The 22,296-nt window shown below is 65.7% G+C and carries 21 protein-coding genes; 12 read left to right on the top strand and 9 right to left on the bottom strand.

Features of this window, described 5'->3' with window-relative positions:
• The first annotated feature begins 122 nt into the window (after positions 1 to 122).
• Positions 123 to 386, top strand: a complete 264-nt coding sequence (locus ACVIGB_RS22390; RefSeq protein WP_092124442.1) for a hypothetical protein — start codon at positions 123 to 125, stop codon at positions 384 to 386.
• Between the two features lie 130 nt (positions 387 to 516).
• Here the strand turns inward: ACVIGB_RS22390 and garD are convergent, their stop codons facing one another.
• The 6 genes from garD to ACVIGB_RS22360 all read right to left on the bottom strand — a co-directional run bounded on the left by garD (position 517) and on the right by ACVIGB_RS22360 (position 8,579).
• Entirely contained in the window at positions 517 to 2,058 is a 1,542-nt protein-coding gene (gene garD / locus ACVIGB_RS22385) for a galactarate dehydratase (protein WP_456721012.1), read from the bottom strand.
• 107 nt (positions 2,059 to 2,165) lie between these two features.
• Positions 2,166 to 3,614, bottom strand: a complete 1,449-nt coding sequence (locus ACVIGB_RS22380; RefSeq protein WP_456721013.1) for an aldehyde dehydrogenase family protein — start codon at positions 3,612 to 3,614, stop codon at positions 2,166 to 2,168.
• 16 nt (positions 3,615 to 3,630) lie between these two features.
• Positions 3,631 to 4,986: a glucarate dehydratase gene (gudD, locus tag ACVIGB_RS22375; RefSeq protein ID WP_456721014.1), complete on the bottom strand. Its 1,356-nt coding sequence runs from the start codon at positions 4,984 to 4,986 to the stop codon at positions 3,631 to 3,633.
• 31 nt (positions 4,987 to 5,017) lie between these two features.
• Entirely contained in the window at positions 5,018 to 5,959 is a 942-nt protein-coding gene (gene kdgD / locus ACVIGB_RS22370; RefSeq protein ID WP_456721015.1) for a 5-dehydro-4-deoxyglucarate dehydratase, read from the bottom strand.
• A 127-nt stretch (positions 5,960 to 6,086) separates the two neighbouring features.
• Positions 6,087 to 6,992, bottom strand: a complete 906-nt coding sequence (locus ACVIGB_RS22365) for a LysR substrate-binding domain-containing protein (RefSeq protein WP_456725099.1) — start codon at positions 6,990 to 6,992, stop codon at positions 6,087 to 6,089.
• Positions 6,993 to 7,241: 249 nt separating this feature from the next.
• On the bottom strand, positions 7,242 to 8,579 hold the full coding sequence (locus tag ACVIGB_RS22360; RefSeq protein ID WP_456721016.1) for an MFS transporter: 1,338 nt from the start codon (positions 8,577 to 8,579) through the stop codon (positions 7,242 to 7,244).
• A 212-nt stretch (positions 8,580 to 8,791) separates the two neighbouring features.
• Here ACVIGB_RS22360 and ACVIGB_RS22355 point away from each other — a divergent pair, with 212 nt between their 5' ends.
• Both ACVIGB_RS22355 and ACVIGB_RS22350 read left to right on the top strand, forming a co-directional pair.
• Entirely contained in the window at positions 8,792 to 9,829 is a 1,038-nt protein-coding gene (locus ACVIGB_RS22355) for an alpha/beta fold hydrolase (protein WP_456721017.1), read from the top strand.
• Positions 9,830 to 9,836: 7 nt separating this feature from the next.
• Entirely contained in the window at positions 9,837 to 10,787 is a 951-nt protein-coding gene (locus ACVIGB_RS22350) for a fatty acid desaturase (protein WP_456721018.1), read from the top strand.
• A 3-nt stretch (positions 10,788 to 10,790) separates the two neighbouring features.
• On the opposite strand, the gene ACVIGB_RS22345 is transcribed toward ACVIGB_RS22350, so the two are convergent.
• Complete coding sequence (locus ACVIGB_RS22345; RefSeq protein WP_456721019.1) at positions 10,791 to 11,402, bottom strand: TetR/AcrR family transcriptional regulator; 612 nt, start codon at positions 11,400 to 11,402, stop codon at positions 10,791 to 10,793.
• A gap of 151 nt (positions 11,403 to 11,553) precedes the next feature.
• Here ACVIGB_RS22345 and ACVIGB_RS22340 point away from each other — a divergent pair, with 151 nt between their 5' ends.
• From ACVIGB_RS22340 to ACVIGB_RS22305, 8 genes are all read left to right on the top strand, one after another.
• A complete protein-coding gene (locus ACVIGB_RS22340; protein WP_456721020.1) occupies positions 11,554 to 12,579 on the top strand; it encodes a histone deacetylase family protein in 1,026 nt (341 codons plus the stop codon).
• A gap of 237 nt (positions 12,580 to 12,816) precedes the next feature.
• Positions 12,817 to 13,746: a Gfo/Idh/MocA family protein gene (locus tag ACVIGB_RS22335; protein WP_456721021.1), complete on the top strand. Its 930-nt coding sequence runs from the start codon at positions 12,817 to 12,819 to the stop codon at positions 13,744 to 13,746.
• 2 nt (positions 13,747 to 13,748) lie between these two features.
• Entirely contained in the window at positions 13,749 to 14,819 is a 1,071-nt protein-coding gene (locus tag ACVIGB_RS22330) for an aldose epimerase family protein (protein WP_456721022.1), read from the top strand.
• Between the two features lie 35 nt (positions 14,820 to 14,854).
• The gene (locus ACVIGB_RS22325; RefSeq protein ID WP_456725100.1) at positions 14,855 to 15,733 is read left to right on the top strand and encodes an SMP-30/gluconolactonase/LRE family protein; all 879 of its coding nucleotides are present in this window, start codon (positions 14,855 to 14,857) and stop codon (positions 15,731 to 15,733) included.
• Positions 15,734 to 15,791: 58 nt separating this feature from the next.
• Positions 15,792 to 16,526 (top strand): TetR/AcrR family transcriptional regulator, encoded by a 735-nt coding sequence (locus tag ACVIGB_RS22320; RefSeq protein WP_456721023.1) that lies wholly within the window; start codon positions 15,792 to 15,794, stop codon positions 16,524 to 16,526.
• Positions 16,527 to 16,545: 19 nt separating this feature from the next.
• On the top strand, positions 16,546 to 17,415 hold the full coding sequence (locus ACVIGB_RS22315) for a hypothetical protein (RefSeq protein ID WP_456721024.1): 870 nt from the start codon (positions 16,546 to 16,548) through the stop codon (positions 17,413 to 17,415).
• Positions 17,415 to 18,338 (top strand): DUF1932 domain-containing protein, encoded by a 924-nt coding sequence (locus ACVIGB_RS22310; protein WP_456721025.1) that lies wholly within the window; start codon positions 17,415 to 17,417, stop codon positions 18,336 to 18,338. Before ACVIGB_RS22315 ends, ACVIGB_RS22310 begins: the two co-directional genes overlap by 1 nt.
• An 86-nt stretch (positions 18,339 to 18,424) precedes the next feature.
• Positions 18,425 to 19,207, top strand: a complete 783-nt coding sequence (locus ACVIGB_RS22305) for an SDR family NAD(P)-dependent oxidoreductase (RefSeq protein WP_212315702.1) — start codon at positions 18,425 to 18,427, stop codon at positions 19,205 to 19,207.
• A 359-nt stretch (positions 19,208 to 19,566) separates the two neighbouring features.
• Here ACVIGB_RS22305 and ACVIGB_RS22300 read toward each other — a convergent pair whose 3' ends face one another.
• Positions 19,567 to 20,379, bottom strand: coding sequence for an enoyl-CoA hydratase (locus tag ACVIGB_RS22300; RefSeq protein WP_456721026.1), 813 nt, complete (start codon positions 20,377 to 20,379; stop codon positions 19,567 to 19,569).
• 411 nt (positions 20,380 to 20,790) lie between these two features.
• Here ACVIGB_RS22300 and ACVIGB_RS22295 point away from each other — a divergent pair, with 411 nt between their 5' ends.
• Positions 20,791 to 21,444 (top strand): PilZ domain-containing protein, encoded by a 654-nt coding sequence (locus ACVIGB_RS22295; RefSeq protein ID WP_456721027.1) that lies wholly within the window; start codon positions 20,791 to 20,793, stop codon positions 21,442 to 21,444.
• Between the two features lie 18 nt (positions 21,445 to 21,462).
• Here ACVIGB_RS22295 and ACVIGB_RS22290 read toward each other — a convergent pair whose 3' ends face one another.
• Positions 21,463 to 22,167, bottom strand: coding sequence for a hypothetical protein (locus ACVIGB_RS22290; protein WP_456721028.1), 705 nt, complete (start codon positions 22,165 to 22,167; stop codon positions 21,463 to 21,465).
• Positions 22,168 to 22,296: the final 129 nt, after the last annotated feature.

Below are 22,296 nucleotides of genomic sequence, written 5' to 3'. Positions count from 1 at the left end.
CAGCGAGGTTCCCCGCGATATTCCGCATCTGCGCGAGAGCGTCTGCAGCAGGGACGACATAGGAACGGTTTGTCGCACCCGACGTTCCTCCTCCACATTGCCACTCGAGGAGGAGAGACGTCATGAGGAAGTATCTGTTTGCCGCGGCCATGGTGACCGCGATCGCTTCGCCCGCATTCGCCGATGAAATCGGTGTTCGTGCCGGCCCCGTCGGCGCCGGCGTCACGGTCGGCGAGTCGCATGAATATCGCGATCGCGATCGGGATCGTGACCGCACCACGGTGATCAAGGAGCGTGAGCCGCGCAGTGATCGGACCACGGTCATCAAGAAGCAGGACGAGTTCGGCAATCGCAGCAAGACCGTGATCCATCACGACGACGATTGATACCGATCAAGACCATGAAAATGAAAGTCCGCCGCTGACCCCGTCACGGCGGACTCTTCGTTTGCCGGGGAGTTTTTCTGGCGTCATTCCGGGGCTCTCGCTGCGCGAGCCCCGGAATGACAAGGTGGGCCTAGGTGACCGGCGCCGGGTTGAACAGCGTGAGATCGTTATGAATGCCCCAGCGGTCCGACCACGGCTTGGTCCGGCCGCTCGCGACGTCGAGGATCAGGCGGAACAGGTCCCAGCCGGTCTCCTCGATCGTCTTCTCGCCGGTCGCGATGCAGCCGGCATCGAAATCGATCAGGTCCTTCCAGCGCCGCGCCAGCTCGCTGCGGGTCGCGACCTTGATGACGGGGGCTGCGGCAAGGCCATAGGGCGTGCCGCGGCCGGTGGTGAACACCTGCAAGGTCATGCCGGAGGCGAGCTGCAACGTGCCGCAGATGAAGTCGCTCGCCGGTGTCGCGGCGAACAGCATGCCCTTCTGCCGTGCCTTCTCGCCCGGCGACAGCACGCCCGCGATCGGGCCGGAGCCCGACTTGACGATCGAGCCGAGGGATTTTTCGACGATATTGGCGAGCCCGCCCTTCTTGTTGCCCGGCGTGGTGTTGGCGCTGCGGTCGGCACCGCCCCGGGCGAGATAGGCGTCATACCAGGCCATCTCGCGGATCAGCGCGCGGCCGACGTCCTCGTTGACGGCGCGGCGGGTCAGCAGCTGGATGGCATCGCGCACCTCGGTCACTTCCGAGAACATCACCGTCGCGCCTGATCGCACCAGCAGGTCGGCGGCGAAGCCGACCGCGGGGTTCGCCGTGACGCCCGAGAACGCATCGCTGCCGCCGCATTGCAGGCCGATCACGAGATCGGCGGCCGGGCAGGTCTCGCGCGTGCGGGCGTTGAGCACCTTCAGGCGCGCCTCGGCCTGGGTCATGATGGCGTCGACGATGGCGCCGAAGCCGTCAAAGGCTTCGTCCTGCATCCGCACGATGGCATCGCTGACGCCTTCGGGCACCAGCCGTTCCGGCGCGAGCTTCTCGCAGCCGAGCCCGACGACCAGGATCTCGCCGCCGAAATTCGGATTGAGCGCGAGGTTCTGCAGGGTACGGATCGGCACCACGGCGTCGGGTGCGGTGATGGCGACGCCGCAGCCATAGGCGTGGGTCAACGGCACGACGTCGTCGACATTGGGATATTTCGGCAGCAGCTCGGCGCGGATGCGCTTCACTGCATATTCCATCGTGCCCTTGACGCATTGCACGGAGGAGGAGATGCCGAGGATGTTCTTGGTGCCGACCGAGCCGTCGGGATTGCGAAAGCCTTCGAAGGTGAAGCCCTCGAGCGGCGGCAGCGCCGGCGGCACCGCGGTTGCGATCTCGAGCTGATCGAGCGGCGGCGCGTCGGGCATGCGGATGCGCGCCTCGTCGACCCATTCGCCGGCCAGGATCGGCGACAGCGCATGGCCGATCACCTCGCCGTAGCGGATGATCGGCGCGCCCTCGGCGATGTCTTCCAGCGCCGTCTTGTGGCCCTGCGGCACGAAGGCGCGCAGCGTCAGGCCGCAGGCGAAGCGCGAGCCGGCAGGCAGGCCGAAATCATTCACGACGATCGCGACATTGTCGCGCGCGTTGAGCTTGATGTAGCGGGGCTGCTCCTGCGCGCCGATCGACTGGTCCATGAGGGCTCCGGAAGTTTGTGGGGCGGGTTAGCCGAAGGCGTAACCCGCCATGTTTGATGTGCGGTGCCGATGGTGGATTACGCTGACGCTAATCCACCCTATGAATCTCAACCCGGGAAGGTGTAGGCCGTCTTCACCGTGGTGTAGAACTCGCGGGCGTAGGCGCCCTGTTCGCGTGCGCCGTAGCTCGAGCCTTTGCGGCCGCCGAACGGCACGTGGTAATCGACGCCGGCGGTCGGCAGGTTGACCATCACCATGCCGCTCTCGCTGTTGCGCTTGTAGTGCGAGGCGTATTTCAGGCTTGACGTGCAGATGCCAGAGGCGAGGCCGAACTCGGTGTCGTTGGAGATCGCCAGCGCCTCCTCGTAGTCCTTGGCGCGGATCACGCAGGCGACCGGGCCGAAGATCTCCTCACGGGCGATGCGCATCTGGTTGTTCGCCTCGGTGAACAGCGCCGGCTGCAGATAGAAGCCGGGCGTCTCGCGGTTCAACAGCTCGCCGCCCCAGTGCAGGCGGGCGCCTTCGTCCTGGCCGATCTTGATATAGCGGAGGTCCTGGTCGAGCTGGCTCTGGTCCACGACAGGGCCGACATGCACGCCGCTCTTCAGCGCGTCATCCACCGAAAGACCCTTCATGCGCTCGGTCATCGCGGCGACGAAGCGGTCGTGAATCCCCGCGGTGACGATCAGGCGCGAAGAGGCCGTGCAGCGCTGGCCGGTTGAGAAATAGGCGCCGTTGACCGCGACCTCGACCGCGACCTTGACGTCGGCGTCGTCGAGCACGACCAGCGGGTTCTTGCCGCCCATCTCGAGCTGGAACTTCTTCATCGGATTGGAGAGCACGCAGGCCTGCGCGATCTTGCGGCCGGTCTGAACCGAGCCGGTGAAGGAAATCGCGGCCACATCGGGATGATCGAGCAGGGTCTGGCCGACTACCGATCCGGAGCCGACCACGAGGTTGAACACCCCGGCCGGAATCCCGGAGCGGGCGATGATCTCGGACAGCGCGTGCGCGGAGCCCGGCACCAGTTCGGCCGGCTTGAACACCACTGCATTGCCGTAGCAGAGCGCCGGCGCGATCTTCCAGGCCGGGATCGCGATCGGGAAATTCCAGGGCGTGATCATGCCGATGACGCCGACCGGCTCGCGGGTGATCTCGACATCGAGACCGGGGCGCACCGACGCGCCTTTCTCGCCCATCAGCCGCAGCGCCTCGCCGGCGAAGAACGCAAAGATCTGCCCGGCGCGCGCCACCTCGCCGATGCCTTCCGGCAGCGTCTTGCCTTCCTCGCGCGCCAGCAGGCGGCCGAGCTCTTCCTTGCGGGCGAGGATTTCGACGGAGATTTTGGTCAGCGCGTCAAAGCGCTCCTGCGGCGTCGCGCGCGCCCAGGCCGGGAAGGCGGCCTTCGCCGCGGCGATCGCCTTCTCGGTCTGCGCTTTGTCGGCCTTGGCGTATTCGCCGACCACGTCGGCCGTGTTGGAGGGGTTGATGTCCCGCGTGATGCTTGTTCCGTCGATCCATTCGCCGGCGATGAAGTTCTTCTGGTGAGCGGTCATGTTTCCACCTTTCTTGTTAGCGCACGAGGCAGGGACGCTTGTCGTCGAAGGTCCAGCCGGGGATCAGGAACTGCATGGCCAGTGCGTCGTCGCGGGCGCCGAGGCCATGCTGCTTGTATAGCGCGTTCGCCGCCTCGATGGCACCGCGATCGAGCTCGATGCCGAGGCCCGGCCGATCCGGGATCGCGATCTTGCCGCCCTTGATCTGCAGCGGCTCCTTGGTCAACGCCTGGCCGTCCTGCCAGATCCAGTGGGTGTCGATCGCGGTCACCTTGCCGGGCGCGGCGGCGCCGACATGGGTGAACATCGCCAGCGAAATATCGAAATGGTTGTTGGAGTGCGAGCCCCAGGTCAGGCCGTTGTCGCGGCAGGTCTGCGCCACCCGCACCGAGCCCTGCATGGTCCAGAAATGCGGATCGGCGAGCGGAATGTCGACCGCCCCGAGCCGCAGCGCATGGGAGAGCTGGCGCCAGTCGGTCGCAATCATGTTGGTCGCGGTCGGCAGTCCGGTGGCGCGGCGGAACTCGGCCATGATCTCGCGGCCGGAGAACCCGGCCTCGGCGCCGCAGGGATCCTCGGCATAGGCCAGCACGCCAGGCATGTTGCTGCACAGCCGGATCGCCTCGTCGAGCGACCATGCGCCGTTCGGATCGAGCGTGACGCGGGCTTTCGGAAAGCGCTTGGCGATCGCCGTGACGGCCTCAATCTCCTGTTCGCCGGCGAGCACGCCGCCCTTGAGCTTGAAATCGGCAAACCCGTAATGCGCCTGCGTCGCCTCGGCGAGCCGCACGATCGCCTCCGGCGTCATCGCCACCTGATGGCGCAGGTTGAACCAGTCGGGCTTGCCGCTCTCGCCTTCGACATAAGGAAGGTTGGTCTTCCTGCGGTCGCCGACGAAGAACAGATAGCCGAGCGTCTCGACGCTCGCGCGCTGCTGGCCTTCGCCGAGCAGCGCTGCGACCGGGAGATTGAGATGCTGGCCGAGCAGATCGAGCAGCGCGGATTCCACCGCCGTCACTGCATGAATAGTGACGCGCAGGTCAAAGGTCTGCTTGCCGCGGCCGCCGGCGTCGCGGTCGGCGAAGGTCTGGCGCATCGACGCCAGGATGTTGTTGCAAGCGCCGATGCTCTGGCCGACGACGAGGTCGCGGGCGTCCTCGAGCGTCTTGCGGATCTTCTCGCCGCCCGGCACCTCGCCGACGCCGGTGTGGCCGGAGTTGTCGGTGAGGATGACGAGGTTGCGGGTGAAGAACGGCGCATGTGCGCCGCTCAGATTGAGGAGCATGCCGTCGCGGCCGGCGACCGGGATCACCTCCATCGCCGTGACGACGGGGGCGCCGGCAAAGCCGGTGCGGATCGTGTCTTGAATCATCTGCTCCTCCCTTGGTCGTTGGCCGTTCGGCTTATTCCGCCGCCTGCCGGGTCGCGGCCTGCGGCAGCTTTGCCACCAGTGCTGCCAACTCGGCGATCTCCTGCTCGGTGAGATCGGTGAGCGGCGGCCGCACCGGGCCGGAATCGCGGCCGATCACCTTCATGCCGGCCTTGATGATCGACACCGCATAGCCCTTCTTGCGGTTGCGTATCGCGATCAGCGGCAGGATGAAATCCTTCAGGCCCGCATGGATGGTCTGATGATCGCGCCGGCGCACCGCGGCGTAGAATTTGGTGGCGAATTCCGGCACGAAGTTGAACACCGCCGACGAATAGGTGGTCACGCCCATGTCGAGATACGGCAGTGCAAAGGTCTCCGCGGTCGGCAGGCCGCCGATATAGGTCAGGCGGTCGCCGAGCCTGGTGTAGACGCGGGTCATCAGCTCGATGTCGCCGATGCCGTCCTTGTAGCCGACGAGGTTCGGGCAGCGCTCGCAGAGACGCGCCAGGGTGTCGGGCTGCAGGATCGCATTGTCGCGGTTGTAGACGATGACGCCGATCTTGACCGACGAACACACCGCCTCGACATGGGCGGCGAGGCCGTCCTGCTCGGCATGCGTGAGATAGGGCGGCAGCAGCAACAGGCCGTCGGCGCCGGCCTTCTCGGCTCCGATTGCGATCTCGCGCGCGATTGCGGTACCGTAGCCGGTGCCGGCCAGCACGGGAACGCGGCCCTTGGTCTCTTCGACCGCGATCTTCACGACGTGGGGAACTTCAGCCGGCGTCAGCGAGAAGAACTCGCCGGTGCCGCCGGCGGCGAACAGGCCGGCGACGTCATAGCCGCACAGCCAGTCCATGTTGGCGCGATAGGTCGCCTCGTCGAACGAATAATCCGGCTTGAACGGGGTCACGGGGAAAGACAGGAGGCCGCCACCGATTCTCGCGGCCATTTCCTGAGGGGTCAACTTGCTCATGGCGCCACTCCTGGAATGATGTTGGGATAGGGGATGCGCGAGCAGCGCGCGTCCGTGGCGGAATTCTTAAGGAATGCTTCGATGCGCGTCCAAGCCAAACGCGGTATCGAGCGATGCGCAATCGGCATCAATCGCCGCGCAGATGCGGCGCTGCGATTTCGGTTGCGATCTCGATCAAGGACGGCAGCAACTGGTTCTCGTGATCGCGCCGCCACACCATGAACAGCTCAACCGGCACCGGCGTGCGCAGCTTCAGCGGCTTCAGCTTAACGTCCGCGATCTTCAGGCTGGCTGCGGCCTCCGGCACGATCGCGACGCCGAGCCCGGCGCGCACCATGGCGAGGATCGAATGGATCTGGCTGAGATGCTGTACATAGCGCGGCAGCACGTCGGCGCGCGTGAACAGCGACACCAGGAGATCGTGGAAGTAGCGCGCCTCATAGGGCGAATACATCACGAAGGGCTGGTCGTCGAAATCCTTGATGCTGACGGTCTCCGCCGCAGCCAGCGGATGCTTTTTCGGGATCGCAGCGAGCAGCGGCTCGGCCACGACGCGCCGGCTGGCGAATTCCGGCCGCGCGATCGGCGGGCGCAGCAGGCCGGCATCGATCTGGCCGGTGGTGAGCGCCTCGAACTGGTCGCCGGAGACCATCTCCTTCAGGGAAAAATCGACCTCGGGCAGGCGGGAGCGGGCGGCCGCGATCAGATCGGGCAGGAAGCCATAGGCGGCCGCGGCCGTGAAGCCGATCTTGAGCGAGCCGGTCTTGCCGAGCGCGATGCGGCGGGCGACTTGCGAAGCGGATTCAGCGAGCTTGAGGATGCGCCGCGCTTCGGGCAGGAAGCTGCGTCCCGCCGGGGTCAGCCGCACTGAACGGCTGGTGCGCTCCAACAGCGGCGCGTCGATGATGTGCTCGAGCACCTGGATCTGCCGGCTGAGCGGCGGCTGTGTCATGTTGAGCCGCGCCGCGGCGCGGCCGAAGTGCAATTCCTCGGCCACCGTGACGAAACAGCGGAGCTGGCTCAGGTCGAACATCGATGCTAGCCTGGAATGGATCGCGCGAGGATTTGTACGTTCTAGCATCGATGCCTCCCACTGGCCAAGAAGACAAACAAGAAGACAAAGACGGCGGCCGAAGCCGCCGTTTTTTGAGTTTTGTTCCCAACTCTATCCCCGTCATTGCGAGCGAAGCGTAGCAATCCACCGCGCGGCATATGCGGAAGCATGGATTGCTTCGTCGCTGTCGCTCCTCGCAATGACGGGGCCATGGGCATCCGCAGCCGCTCAGGCCGCCTTCAGCTGCACCCGCTTGATCTCGCCGACGATGAACAGATAGGCGATCGCCGCGACCAGCGCGTTGGCGCCGACGAATACCAGCGCGCCGTTGAACGAGCCGGTGGCGGCGAGGATGTAGCCGATGATGATCGGCGTGGTGATCGAGGACAGATTGCCGAAGGTATTGAACAAGCCGCCGGAGACGCCGCCGGCTTCCTTCGGCGAGGTGTCGGAGACGACCGCCCAGCCAAGCGCACCGATGCCCTTGCCGAAGAAGGCGAGCGCCATGAAGCCGACCACCAGCGCCTGGCTGTCGACGTAGTTGCAGGCGATGATCACCATCGACAGCAGCATGCCGCCGACGATCGGGATCTTGCGCGCCATGGTCAGCGAGCCGGTGCGGCGCAGCAGGTAGTCCGAGATGACGCCGCCGAGCACGCCGCCGATGAAGCCGCACAGCGCCGGCAATGTCGCGACGAAGCCGGCCTGCAGGATCGAGAGCCCGCGCTCCTTCACCAGATAGACCGGAAACCAGGTCAGGAAGAAGTAGGTCAGCGTGTTGATGCAGTATTGGCCGATATAGACGCCGAGCATCATGCGGTTGGCGAGCAGCTGGCGAATATGGTCCCAGCCGGGGCCGCTGTCGTGCGTCTTGCCGGCCTTCGCCGCGTCCATGTCGACCAGCGCGCCGCCCTGCTTGATGTAGTCGAACTCGGCCTCGTTGATCCCAGGATGGTCCTTCGGCTCGTAGATCGTCTTGATCCAGGCGATGCCCATCACGATGCCGAGCCCGCCCATCACATAGAACACGTGGCGCCAGCCGTATTCGTGCGCGATCCAGCCCATCAGCGGCGCGAAGATCACGGTCGCGAAATACTGTCCGGAGTTGAAGAACGCCGATGCGGTGCCGCGCTCATTGCCGGGGAACCAGGCCGCGACGATGCGGGCATTGGCCGGGAACGATGGCGCCTCGGCGAAGCCGACCAGGAAGCGCAGCCCGAACAGCAGCACCACGGCGGCGCCCGCGGAGAGGAACCCGACCAGGCCCTGCATCGCGGTGAAGATCGACCAGACGATGATGCTGATCGCATAGACCCATTTGGAGCCGTAGCGGTCGAGCAGCCAGCCGCACGGCACCTGCGCGATCACATAGGACCAGCCGAAGGCGGAGAACACGTAACCCATCGCGACGGGGTCGAGATGCAGTTCCTTGGAGAGGGCGGGGCCGGCGATCGAGAGCGTGGCGCGATCGGCGTAGTTCACGGTGGTGACGAGAAACAGCATCGTCACGATCAACAGCCGGACGCGGGATCGCCGCGCGTCCGTGGCGGACACAATTGCGCTCATTCGCGCCTCCTCGAATATTTCCTCGGGGTCTGTCCTAGAGAGATGACGGCAATGGGTCCAAGCCGAAACGGGTATTGATCGATACCAATTTTGAATGGATCGGCCCGGTGCGATGCCACCTTCGCCGCTCTTGCTTCGGTTCCTAATTAGTGTACTATAAGTACAGTTATTGAGGGCGCAGCGTCGCGCCTCCCGTTCGAGGTCGAATGCGCATGACCGCGCCACGCGACTATGAGGTGTTCGAGGCAGGCAGGGTGACCTTGCAGGGCGGCGCCGTGTTTCCGCAACTTGCGCTCGCCTACAAGACCTACGGCACGCTGAACGCGGCCAAGGACAACGTCATCCTCTATCCGACGTCGTTCGCCGCGCAGCACTACGACATCGAATGGCTGGTGCAGCCGGGCGGGGCGCTCGATCCCGAGTGCTACTTCATCATCATTGCGAACCTGTTCGGCAACGGCCTGTCATCCTCGCCGTCGAATTCGAACGAGGTGCTCGGCGGCGCGCCGTTTCCCGCCTTCACCTTCTATGATGCCGTCGCCATTCAGCGGCGGCTGCTGGTCGAGCGGTTCGGCGTGACCAAGCTCGCGCTGGTCTACGGCTGGTCGATGGGCGGCATGCAGGCCTATCACTGGGCCGCGCGCTACCCTGATATGGTGGAGCGCGCAGCGGTGGTCTGCGGCAGCGCAAGGTGCTCGCCGTATAATCATGTCTTCCTCGAAGGTGTGAAAGCTGCGCTGACCACCGATCCCGCCTATCAGGATGGCCGCTTCGTCGCCAAGCCGACGGCGGGCCTTCGCGCGATGGGGCGCGTCTATGCCGGCTGGGCGATGGCGCATGAGTTCTATCGCGACGAAGTCTGGCGTGAGGCCGGCTTCAGCTCGTTGGAGGACTACCTCGCGGGATCGTGGGACGGTGCCTTCGCGCGGCGCGATGCGAATAATCTGCTGGCGCAGGTCGCGATCTGGCAGGCCGGCGATATCAGCCGCTGCGATGAATTCGGCGGTGACTTCGACCGCGCAATGGCTGCGATCAAGGCCCATGTGCTGCTGATGCCGGGGCGTACCGACCGCTACTTCGATCCGCGCGACAACGAGGATGAGCTCGGCCGCCTGGTCAATACCCGCTCCGCAGCGGTGCATCCGATCCCCTCGATCCATGGGCACCGGGCCGGCAATCCGGTCAACAACGCCGAAGACCGTGCCTTCATCAACGCTGAAATCTCGGCGCTGCTGCAACGTGACAGGTGAGACGACCATGAGCACCGCAGAGACCAGTGATGCCGGACCTCGCCTGAAGCCGCTCAACCCGCTGACCTTGCGCGACCTGTCGGCCAAGTCGAACCTTGCCGGCGCGGTGCGCGCGGCAAGCCATTACGGGATGATCGTTGTGGTCGGCGCGCTGATCTGGCTGGTCTCGTCGCACTATGGTCTCGCGTGGGCGTTGCCGCTGATTGCCATCCAAGGCTACTTCGTCGCGTTCCTGTTCATGGTGGTGCACGAGACCGCGCACAAGACGGCGTTCCGCAGTCACGCGCTCAATCTTGTGGTCGGCAATCTATCCGCCTTCATGATCGGATTGCCTTACCAATATTACTGCCTGTTTCACTGGGACCATCATCGCTACACCCAGGATCCGGAGAAGGACCCGGAGCTGATCGTCGGTCCCAAGCCGGCGTCAGACACCCAGCTCGCGATTGCCTATTCGGGGCTGTTGCAGGTGCTGGTCCGGATCCGGCTGATGTTTCGGCATGCACTCACCGGGAAGGTGATCGTGCCGTGGATTCCGCAGCACAAGCAAGCCTCGATCGTGCTGGAAGCAAGGCTCTATCTTGCAGGTTATCTGCTGTTGCTGGCGGCATCGCTCGCGCTGCACAGCGCGATCCTGCTCTGGGTGTGGATCGTGCCGCTGCTGGCCGGTCAGCTCATCCTGCGCCCGTATCTTTACGCAGAGCATACCGGTTGCGAGCGGACGCGGAGCGCGTTCGAGAACACCCGCACCACGATGACAGGCCGGATCATGAAATGGTTCGCCTGGAACATGCCCTATCATGTCGAGCATCATGCCTATCCGACGGTACCGTTCCATGCGTTGCCGAAGCTGAACGCCATCGTCGATGGCCACATCGTGTATCGCGGCAGCAACTATCGCGCCGTGACGCGCGAGACCTGGGCCTGGTTCCGCCGTCAGCGGCAGCGCTCGGCTTGATGCTCACGCCTCGGCGTGCGGCCGCAGCACCAGATTGACGAGGTTGCGGGCATAGGCCGGCGTCAGCGGCTTGATGCCGAAGACATAGCGGTAGAACAGGCTGCCGTAGATCGCGTCATAGATATCGCCGGGTACGCCCGGCGCGCCGATGCTGCCGTCCTTCTGGCCGGCAGCGATGATTTCCAGCATCCTGGCGCGACGCAGGCCGAGGTAGCGCTCGTAGAACAATTCTGCCGTGCCGGTCTGCGAGATGCATTCCGAGATCACCGCGAGCTGCACCCGCCCGAACTCGCCCTGCAACGCCTCGACATAGGTCGCGACGTGGCGGCGGATGCGGGCCACCGGATTGCCCGCTTCAGGCAGCGGCACGGCCCGCGAGGCCTGGTCGAGGAAGGCATCGATCAGCAAGGCTTCGCGCGACGGCCACCATTTGTAGATCGTCATCTTCGAGACGTTCGAATGTCTCGCGATCGCGTCGATGGTGGTGGCGGCAAGGCCGGTGGTCGCCATCAGGCTATAGGCGCTGTGCAGGATCGCGGCCGTGGTCGCGGCGGAACGTGGCCGGCCGCGCCGCCCCGTTGTCGTATCCTCCGTCTCCACCTTGCTTCCCGCCATGGCCGGGATTCGTCTCCTGCGTGTTTGAATCATTGCGCTGCCTGCGGACATAGCATGAAATCGCGCGCTGTTTCAGATCATCGCCGCCGCTGATACTGTACAATTCGCCAGCGAAGGCTCAGCCCAACTGCTCATCGAACAGGAGTATCCCGTGAAGGCCGTCTACAGTGATCTGCACCGCAGCCATGATCCGCAATTCTTCCTGGTCCGCGGTGTGGTCCAGCGCACCACCGAGCAGCCCGAGCGCGCCGACCGCCTGCAGGCGGGCCTGAAGGCCGGCAAGCACACGCTGATCGAGCCGACCAAATTCGGGCAGGGCCCGCGGGCGCGGGTGCACAGTCCGGAATATCTGAGCTTTCTCGCCGATGCCTGGGACGAATGGTCCGCGCTCGGCAACGCCGGACCGGAGATGATCGCGAACATGCATCCGGTGCGCAACGCCGGCACCTATCCCACCCATATCGTCGGCAAGCTCGGCTGGCATACGGTCGACACCGCGGCGCCGATCGGCCCCGGCACCTGGGCCGGCGCCTGCGCCTCCAGCGACGTCGCGGTCACCGCGGCGCAGATGGTGCTCGACGGCGAGGACGCCGTCTACGGGCTGTGCCGTCCGCCCGGTCACCACGCCTATCGCGATCTCGCCGGCGGCTTCTGCTTCCTCAACAACAGTGCCATCGCGGCCGAGCACCTGCGCCAGAAGCACGAGCGCGTCGCGATCCTCGATGTCGACGTGCATCACGGCAACGGCACGCAGGGCATCTTCTACGAGCGGCCGGACGTCTTCACCGTCTCGATCCACGCCGATCCGTCGTTCTTCTACCCGTTCGTCTGGGGCTATGCGCATGAGCGCGGCGCCGGGCCCGGCCTTGGCACCAATCTGAACATTCCCCTCGCCAAGGGCACCGGCGACGACGACTACATCAAGTCGCTCGCGGCGGCGGAGAAGGCGATCCGTTCCTTTGCGCCGACCGCGCTTGTGGTCGCACTCGGCCTCGACGCCTCCGAGAAGGACCCGCTCGCAGGCCTCGCCGTCACCACCGACGGCTTCCGCCGGATCGGCGAGGCGCTCGCCCGTTTCGGCCTGCCGACCGTGCTGGTTCAGGAGGGCGGCTATCTCTCCGACATCCTCGGTGCCAACCTGACGGCGGTGCTCGGCGGATTCGAGGCCGCCCGCTAGCGCGGCTTCGAATGGCGCGGTGACCGGTTCGCGCGAAGAAAACCCGTCAAAACAACAGTCTGGAGCATCGGTTGTGATGGATCAGGACCGATGCCCCCGCCGTGCGCCCCACAACAAGGCGTCGTGGAGCTGCGCCTTTGCAACCAAAGCCGGATCATGCCGTTGGTATCCGGTGCTGGCCTATGACCTTGCCTGGCGGCATCGGCCGTCCGGGCGGGCAGCAACGCGAGGACGGCCATGAGCGATCTGCTTCGCATCGCCATCGTCGGTTTCGGGGAGATCGCGTGCCGGCAGCACGTGCCTGCGATCGCGAAGACATCAGGCGCGGCACTCGTCGCGGTGGCCGATCCGGCCAAGACCCCATCCGGCCTGCCGCATTTCCGCGATTTGCAGGAGTTGTTGCGCGACGGGCCGGAGATCGATGCGGTTGCGCTGTGCACGCCGCCGCAGGCGCGTCACGCGCAGGCTGCCGCAGCACTCGCCGCCGGCAAGCATGTGCTGCTGGAGAAGCCGCCTGGGTCTACGTTAAGCGAACTCACGCCGTTGATCGCGGCCGCGGCCGAGGCGGGCCGGACATTGTTTGCGGCATGGCACTCGCGCTACGCACCCGCGGTTGGACCGGCGCGGCAATTGCTCGCCGGCCGCACGATCAACAAGGTGACGATCATCTGGAAGGAAGACGTCCGCGTCTGGCATCCAGGCCAGGCCTGGATCTTCGAGGCCGGCGGCTTCGGCGTGTTCGATCCCGGCATCAACGCGCTGTCGATCCTGACCGAGATCCTGCCGCGTCCAGTCTTTGTCAGGAGTGCGGTCCTGGACTTTCCTTCCAACCGGGAGGCGCCGATTGCCGCAGCAATCGAGCTGTCCGATGAGAACGGCCTGCCGATCCACGCCGAATTCGATCTTCGCCAGACCGGGCCGCCGAGCCGGGACATCCTGTGCGAGACCGAGGCCGGGCCTGTGACGCTGTCGAAAGGCGGACGGCAGCTGCGCGACGGCAGCAGGTTGCTGGTCGATGCCACGGATGAAGAATATCCCGCGCTGTACCGCCGCTTCGTCGCGCTGACGTCGGACGGAAAATCCGAGGTCGACCTCGCGCCCTTGCGGCTGGTCGCCGATAGCTTCATGCTGGGGCGACGGCGCTCTGTCGAGGCGTTCGGGGACTGACAATGACATCAGCCAGCATTGCTCGCGCGCCCTTCGGCAAATTGCACGACGGCACCGTGGTCGAGCGCGTGACGCTGCGCGGCGCGCACGGCTTCGAGGCCAGCATCCTTCCCTTCGGCGCCACGCTGCAAACGCTGCTGACGCCCGATCGCGGCGGGCATTGCGACGACGTCGTGCTGGGCCACGACGAGTTCGACGGCTATCTCGCGCAACGCAAATTCTTCGGCGCGACCATCGGGCGCTACGCCAACCGGATTGCCGCCGCGCGTTTCGTGCTCGATGGCGAGACGGTGAAACTCGACGCCAACAACGGCCCCAACGCGCTGCATGGTGGCCTGCAGGGCTTTGATCGCAAGCTGTGGCGGATCGCCGAACTATCCGATGAACCGCGGCCGGCGGTGGTGCTGGAGCGCGAAAGCCCGCATGGCGAAGAGGGCTATCCAGGCAATCTTCAGACCCGGGTGACCTATCGCGTGCGCGCCCCGATGGAACTCGCGGTCACCTTTGAGGCGACCACCGACCGGCCGACATACGTCAACCTCACCAATCACAGCTTCTTCAATCTCGACGGTGCGCGCTCGGGCACGCAGATCCTCGATCATCTTTTGACGATCGCCTCAGACCATTTCCTCGCGGTGGACGCCACCGCGATTCCGTTGCCGGGCTCGCCGCAGCCGGTTGACGGCACGCCGTTCGACTTCCGCAAGCCCACTGCGATCGGCGCGCGGATCAGGATGAACGACGAGCAGCTGCGGCTCGGGCGCGGCTACGACCACAATTTCTGTCTGGCCTCGGGGACAGGCCTTCGCCTCGCCGCACGCCTCGAGGCGCCGCATAGCGGCCGCGTGATGGAGCTGTTCACCGATCAGCCGGGGTTGCAATTCTATTCCGGCAATTTCCTCGACGGCTCGAGCGCCGGCAAGGGCGATCGGCTCTATCGCCAATCCGATGCGCTATGTCTCGAGCCGCACGCCTGGCCGGATACGCCGAACCGGCCCGACTTCCCGTCGGCGCGGCTCGATCCCGGGCAGATCTATCGACGCACCGCAATTTATCGATTCTCGACCATGTGAGTGACGCCATGACCGACCGTGCCGCCGAGCCGCTGATCGAAGAGGTGCCGACATCCGTGCTGTCCGCCGAGCGCTGTCATCTCGGCGAGGGCCCGACCTATGACGCGGCGAGCGACACCGCCTGGTGGTTCGACATCCGCGAGCGCCGCCTGTTCGAGCATCGTTTTGCAAGCGGCCGCACCGTCATTCACGAGCTGCCGAAAATGGCGAGCGCGCTGGCGCGGATCGATGGCGAGCGGCAGCTGATTCTCACCGAGGATGGGCTTTACGTCCGGCAGGTCGCCAGCGGTCGCCTGGAGTTGTTTGTCGCACTCGAAGCCGACAATCCGGTGACGCGCTCCAATGATGCGCGCGTGCATCCGTCGGGCACCTTCTGGCTCGGCACCATGGGGCGCCAGGCCGAGCACGGCGCAGGTTCGATCTACGCGCTGCATCACGGCCGTATCACGCGGCTCTATCCCGGGATCACGATCCCGAATGCGATCTGCTTTTCGCCCGCCGGCGACGTCGGCTATTTCGCCGATACCGCGACCAACGTGCTGCATCGCGTACCGCTCGATCCATCAACCGGACTGCCGACCGGCGAGCCCATCGACTTGATCAGACATCAAGGCACCGGCGGGCTCGACGGTGCGATCGTCGATGCCGATGGGATGATCTGGAACGCGCGCTGGGGCGGCGGCTGCGTCGATGTCTACGATCCCAGCGGCCGGCACCTGCGCTCGCTGAAGGTGCCGGCGAAGCAGTCGAGCTGCCCGGCCTTTGCCGGCCGCGATTTCTCGCGCGTGCTGGTCACCTCGGCCTGGCAGGACATGGACGAGGCACAGCGCGCGGCCGATCCCGGCCACGGCCAAACCTTTCTGCTCGATGCCGCGGCACGCGGCCGTGCCGAGTCTGACGTCAAACTGTTCTGAACGCGGGCCTGCCGCCGCCTTGTTGACGTGACCTGAATATTTGGACGATAGTACAAATATGGTCCGCAAACCTGCCAAGCCCGGCATGAAGGCCGCCAGCACCCGCAAGCCGAACATGCGCGAGGCGATCCTTGCCGCGGCGGAGGAATTGTTCTCGACCTACGGTTTCAACGCCGTCTCTGTACGCGACATCGCGCAGGCAGCCGGCGCCAATCCCGGCAGCGTGACCTATCACTTCAAGACCAAGGACGGCCTGCTGCTGGAGATCTACCGGCGGCATTGCGGCCCGATGAACCGGCGGCGCTCGGAGCTGTTGGCGGCGGCGCGGCGGGTCCGCGACCTGCAGGACCGGCTGGAGGCGATCGTGCGCGCCTATGTGCTGCCGGCCTTCACCTCGGGCAGCGATCTCGCCGGGGGCGGGACGCGATTCACGCGGTTGCGCGCGATCATGTCGGCCGAGGGCAACGAGGTCGTGCGCAAGATCATCGCGCAGACCTTCGACGACACCAGCCATGCCTTCATCGACGCGATCCATGAAAGCCTGCCGCATATTCCGCGCACCGATCTGGTCTGGCGCGGCCACTTCCTGCTCGGTGCGCTCTATTACACGCTGGTGACGCCGGAGCGCGTCTCGCGCCTGTCGCGCGGCAGTGCCGACGGCACCGATGCCGGCCATGCCATCGAGCAGCTGGTGCGCGCGACGGTTGCCGCGCTGCAGGCCGCGCCGCTCGATCAACCAGCGCCTGTGCCGCGCAAGGCCGCAAGCGTGAATCCAGGGCGCGCGCTGACCTGACCCCGCGGAGTTCGTCGCCATGGAGAAACTTCGGCTGCGCTCGGTGCTTGGCAATCACCCGCACGTCCACGCGGTGAAGAGCGGCGAGCTGCGCTCGGAGCTGTTCGATCTCGACTTCACCGAGTTCACGCCGACCAATGCGGCGTTCAAGCCGATGGTGCGCGAGCAGGCGTTCGATGTCTGCGAGATGGCGATCGTGACCTATCTGATGGCAAGGGCGCACGGCAAACCACTGGTGCTGTTGCCGGCCGCGATGGTCGGCCGCTTCCAGCATGGCCACGCGCTATACCGCGCCGACCGCGGCACGCTGATGCCAACCGATCTCGAAGGCAGGCGGGTTGGCATCCGCTCGTTCACCACCACGACGGGCGCATGGATGCGCGGCATCCTTGCCAACGATCATGGCGTGAACCTCGACCGGATCGACTGGGTCACGTTCGAGGACCCGCATGTCGCCGAATATGTCGACAGCACCGAACGTGCCCCGAAGGGCAGGGCCATCATCCAGATGCTGAAGGACGACGAGCTCGATGCCGTGCTGGGCGAGACCTTGCGCGATCCGGCGCTCAAGCCGTTGTTCGCCGATCCGGCCGCAGAGGCGGCGCGGTGGTACGCGCGACACGGCGTCGTGCCGGTCAATCATCTGGTGGTGGTGACGACGCAGCTTGCGACATCGCGCCCGGACGTGGTGCGCAGCCTCTACGAACTCCTCAAGCGCGCCAAGGCGAACGCCGGTTCCGCGAGTGCGCCGGACCTGCTGCCGTTCGGCGTCGAGGCCAACCGCAAGCCGCTCGAACTGATGATCGACTATTGCGTCCAGCAGGCGCTGATCCCCCGGCGGATCACGGTCGACGAGCTGTTTGACGACACAACACGGGACTTGAACTGATGACAATCTCCAGCGATCCGCGGCAGTGGCAGGTCGGCATGCTCGGTTATGGCGAGGTCGGACGCATCCTCGCCGAGGACCTGCGCCAGCAGGACGTCAAGGTCGCTGCCTACGATATCAAGCTCGACCGCGCGGAGGGCGCGCCGCTGCGCGCGCACGCGGCGGAGACCGGTGTCGCGCTCGCGCAGTCCCACGCCGATCTCGCGGCGCGGGCCGATTTCATCATCTCTGCGGTGACGGCGAGCCAGGCGGTGCCGGTGGCCGAGGCCTGCGCGCTCGCGATCCGGAACGGCGCCTGGTTTCTCGATTTCAATTCGGCGTCGCCCGGCGCCAAGCGGCGCGCGGCAGCCCACGTCGATGGCGCCGGCGGCCGCTATGTCGAGGGCGCGGTGATGACCTCGCTGCCGCCCTACCGGATCAAGGTGCCGCTGCTGCTCGGCGGCCGCGGTGCGCGGGAACTGGCGCCGCTATTGGTGGCGTTTGGCTTCGCCGCGAAGGTCGCGAGCGACGAGCTTGGCGTGTCGTCGGCGGTCAAGATGTGCCGCAGCATCATGATCAAGGGCCTCGAGGCCATGGTGATCGAGAGCTTTACCACCGCACGCGCCTACGGCGTCGAGGACGCGGTGCTCGCCTCGCTCAAGGAGACCTTTCCCGGCATCGATTGGGAGAAGCAGGGCGCCTATTTCTTCCAGCGGGTGATCGAGCATGGCCGGCGGCGTGCCGAGGAGGTGCGCGAGGTGGCCGAGACCGTGCGCGAGGCCGGGCTGACGCCATGGTCCGCTTCGGGCACCGCCGAGCGGCAGGGCTGGATCGCCGATCTTGCCGATGACGGCGTGTTCGGGGTCAAGGGAACGCCGCACTTCGCCCGCAGCGCCGATTGGCGCACCGAGGCCGACCGGATTCTCGCGCGCATCAAGTCCTGACCTCTCGCGCGGGGAATCCGGCGCGTTCCCTGCCGACGCGCAATGCGCTATTGCTCCGTGAACAGTTTTGGTCTGGAGGCACTCCCATGAAGAATTCCGGCAAGGTCGTCGCCATCACCGGGGCGGCGCGCGGTATTGGCAAGGCCTGCGCCGCGCGGTTCCTGTCCGATGGCGCCAGGGTTGTGATCTCGGATGTCGACGCTGCGGGGCTCGTCCACGCCGCCCAGGAGCTCGGACATGAGGATCGGTTGCGGGCCGTCGAGGCCGATGTCAGCAAGCGCGCCGATGTCGATCGCATCGTAGCTCACGCGGTGAAGGAGTTCGGCCGGCTCGACGTCATGGTCAACAATGCCGGCGTCGCGCGCAACCGCGACTTCCTCGATATCAGCGAGGCCGAGTTCGACGACGTGATGGGGATCAATCTCAAGGGCGCGTTCTTCGGCGTCCAGGCCGCGGCGCGCCAGATGATCGCGCAGGGCGGTGGCGGCGTCGTCGTCAACATGTCCTCGGTCAACGCGCTGCTCGCGATCCCCTCGCTTGCGACCTACGCGATGTCCAAGGGGGCGATGAAGCAGCTCACCTCGGTGGCCGCCGTGGCGCTGGCGCCGCACGGCATTCGCGTCGTGGCCGTCGGGCCCGGCACCATCCTGACGGAGATGGTGGCGACGGCGATCTTCTCGTCGGAGGACGCGCGGCGCAGCGTGCTGTCGCGCACCCCGGCCGGGCGCTGCGGCGAGCCGAGCGAGGTTGCCTCGGTCGTGGCGTTCCTCGCCAGCGACGACGCCTCCTACATCACCGGCCAGACCATCTATCCCGACGGCGGGCGGTTGATCCTCAACTACACGGTGCCGGTCAACGAGAAGAAGTAGGGGGCAGGTTCAATCGCGAGCACACTGCCAAAATATCGAAAACAACCCCATGCAAAGTAGCCGGCGGCGGCCGGCGTTCGACCAGGCTACTTGACGCGTCGGGCAAATCAGGGATATTCTTCTAATATTCAGAAATCGCTCGACATCATCATCTGTCATCGCCCGGTTTAACCGGGCGATCCAGTACGCCGCGGCCCATCGGCTCAAGCACAACCGCCTCTGGAATACTGGATCGCCCGGTCGAGCCGGGCGATGACAGTGTGTTGCGTGGCAACGACGACGGCGGATTGGACCCCGCTGTTACCGCACTCTCAGCTGTCACTACCGCGAAAGCATGCGCGGGTGATGACACCGGATGGCTAGCGGCCCTTGAACTGCGGCTTGCGCTTTTCCATGAAGGCGCTGCGGCCTTCGCGGAAATCCGCGCTGTCCATGCAGTCGATGCCGATCTGCTTGATCGCGGCCATGTCGCGATCGGCGGGATCCTTCAGCACCTGCGCGATGGTGATCTTGGCGGCCTTGATCGCCAGCGGCGCGTTGCCCGAAATCGTGCGTGCGATCTCCATGGTCGCGTCCCACAACTCGGCATCCGGCAGCACGCGATCGACGAGGCCGATCCGCAGCGCTTCCGCGGAGTCGATCCGCATGCCGGTATACATGATCAGCCGCGCCCAGGACGGGCCGACCAGCGACACCAGGTGGCGCAGCCCGTCATAGCCGTAGGCGATGCCGAGCTTGGCGGCGGGAATGCCGAACTGCCCGCTGGCGCCGGAGATGCGGATATCGGTCAGCATCGCGACCTGCATGCCGCCGCCGAGGCAGAAGCCGCGGATGCAGGCGATGGTCGGCTTCGGGTAGTCGGCGAGCAAGGCGCGCTGGGCGGCGCTGCGCCGTGAATATTCCTCGGAGGCCGCGGCGTTGTGGCGGGTCTTCTCGAACTGGCTGATATCGGCGCCGGACACGAAGGCCTTGTCGCCGGCGCCGACCAGGATCACGACACGGACGACCGGATCGTCGCGCAAGGCGATCAGCGCCTCGCCGAGCCCTTCCCACATCTCCAGCGACATCGCATTGCGCTTGTCCGGATTGTTGAAGGTGATGACGCCGACGCCGTCGACCACGCTTTGCAGGATCTTGCCGTCGGCAAGCGACTTGTCTGAGATGTTTGGCATTTGAGGATCCGGTCTGATTTCGGCCAAGGCTGGCATCAAAAGGCTGGCATCAAGGTTGAGGCTAGCACCCGGTTGCGCGCCAAGGCAGGCGGTTTAGGGCACGGCGCGATTGCAACGGCGTGCGGCAACTCTCCCGGTAGTTGTACGGCTCGCAAAATAAACTGACGCGAAAGGGTTGCGCCATAGAGTGCGCCGCCCGCGCTCTGTCCCGGCTTAACTTTTTCCTAGTCTTTCGACGGTACGACTGTACGCACCTGCGCGCCAGGACGATGCGCGACGCGCTGGGACGCAACCCGCGGCCTTCCCGCTGCAATCGCGTCGGTAACGGATGTCCCCGCCACCAGACCGACCACCGATGTCGGTCAACCCCAGACCTCCGTGCACTCAGATCGCCTCGGGCGAGGTCCAGTCGTGTCTGTCGAAAAGTTTCTCAAGCAACGCGCGGTCAGGATCATCGTCAACGGCAGCTATACGCTGCCGAACTGGTACGATGCGCAGGGCAAGCTGCGCACCTTCGCCTGCCGCACCACGCGCGTCTCGCCGTTCCGGATGATCGTGGACGTGCCCGTCGTCGGCAAGATCGGCGACCGGTTGACCTCGTATTTCGAGGAGTTCGGCAAGTTCGAAGGCTGCATCACCGACACGATGAGCGGAAGCTTCCTGCTCGAGCTCGAGATGACGCATGCCAGGCGTGAGAAGTTCGCCGACAAGCTGACCTGGATCGAGAAGAAGCAGAGGGATCCGGGCATCCGCGAGACGCGCAACAATCCGCGTTTTGTTCCGGTCGCGCCGCATGCCATGCTGACGCTGGCGGACGGCACCATGCAGAGCTGCTTCATCATCGACATGTCGCTGTCGGGCGCGGCGGTGTCCTCCGAGCTGCAGCCGCCGATCGGCATGCCGCTGGCGATCGGCGCCTGCGTCGGCCGCGTGGTCCGGCATCTGCCGAACGGCTTCGCCATCAAATTCGTCGAGACCTACAGGCAGGGCGATCTCGGCCGCCTGATCGCGCGCAAGTCCAAGGACCTGCTGGTGGTGTCCGCCGACGCCGACCCGGTTGCCTGACGGCGGGAGCCCGCCGGCTTACGTCAGCTGTTCCGGATCTTCGGCCGCGCGCATGCGCGCGATACTGTCTTCGGTCGCCGCCGCGCCGGCCGCCGCGATCGCGATCTCCCGCGCCAAATTGGTGCATTCGGCCCACAGCAGGAAGAACACCAGCGGTGGCCGCTCGCGCGCCTCCAGCATCTGCCGGCAGCGCTCCGCGGCGCCGTCGAGCGCCCACCACTGCCGGGCGACGACCATGACCTTGCGGAAGCTGCGCAGCGTGCCGGAGAATTTTTGCGGATCGGCACCCACTATGGCGCCGCAATGGTTCAGCCAGTTCAGCGCCGCATAGATCGCGATGCCGTAATCCTCGATCGCCGTTCCCGTGAAATCGACGACGGTGTTGTCGTGCGCGCGCTGGCGCAGGAAGGCGTCGATCATCTCGGCCTGGCGCGCCGGATCGACCAGCAGCGAGGTGTCTTTCCGCGGCACCATCGGGACATAGCGCATCGCCTCGAGCCGCGTGTGCTCCCAGATCGCCCTGCTATCGCCGAGCAGGTCGCCCGGCTTGCGCTTGCAAGCCGGATAGACCAGTACGCCGTTGTCGGCGAGATCGAGATAGCGCGGCACCACCTTGTCGAGTGCGGCGAGAAACGCGCAGGGATCGGTGAGGCCGCGCAAGTCGCTGGCGGCGTCGTCCGTCTGTGCAGGCCTGTTGCCGCGTGTCCAGCCGAAATTGGCCATCCCCGGACGCCCCGATCTCAACCTCGCCATCAGGTTAAATGGAAAATGTGGCGATGCAAATGCGGCATTTGCTGCTGCGCAGCCGCGCGTGTCGGCTGCTGCCGGTTGACGCCGGAGACCGCCGCGCCT

The organism is Bradyrhizobium sp. USDA 4341, assembly GCF_054063755.1.
The sequence above is the reverse complement of the archived record's forward strand: the minus strand, read 5'-3'. Positions and strand labels throughout refer to the sequence as shown.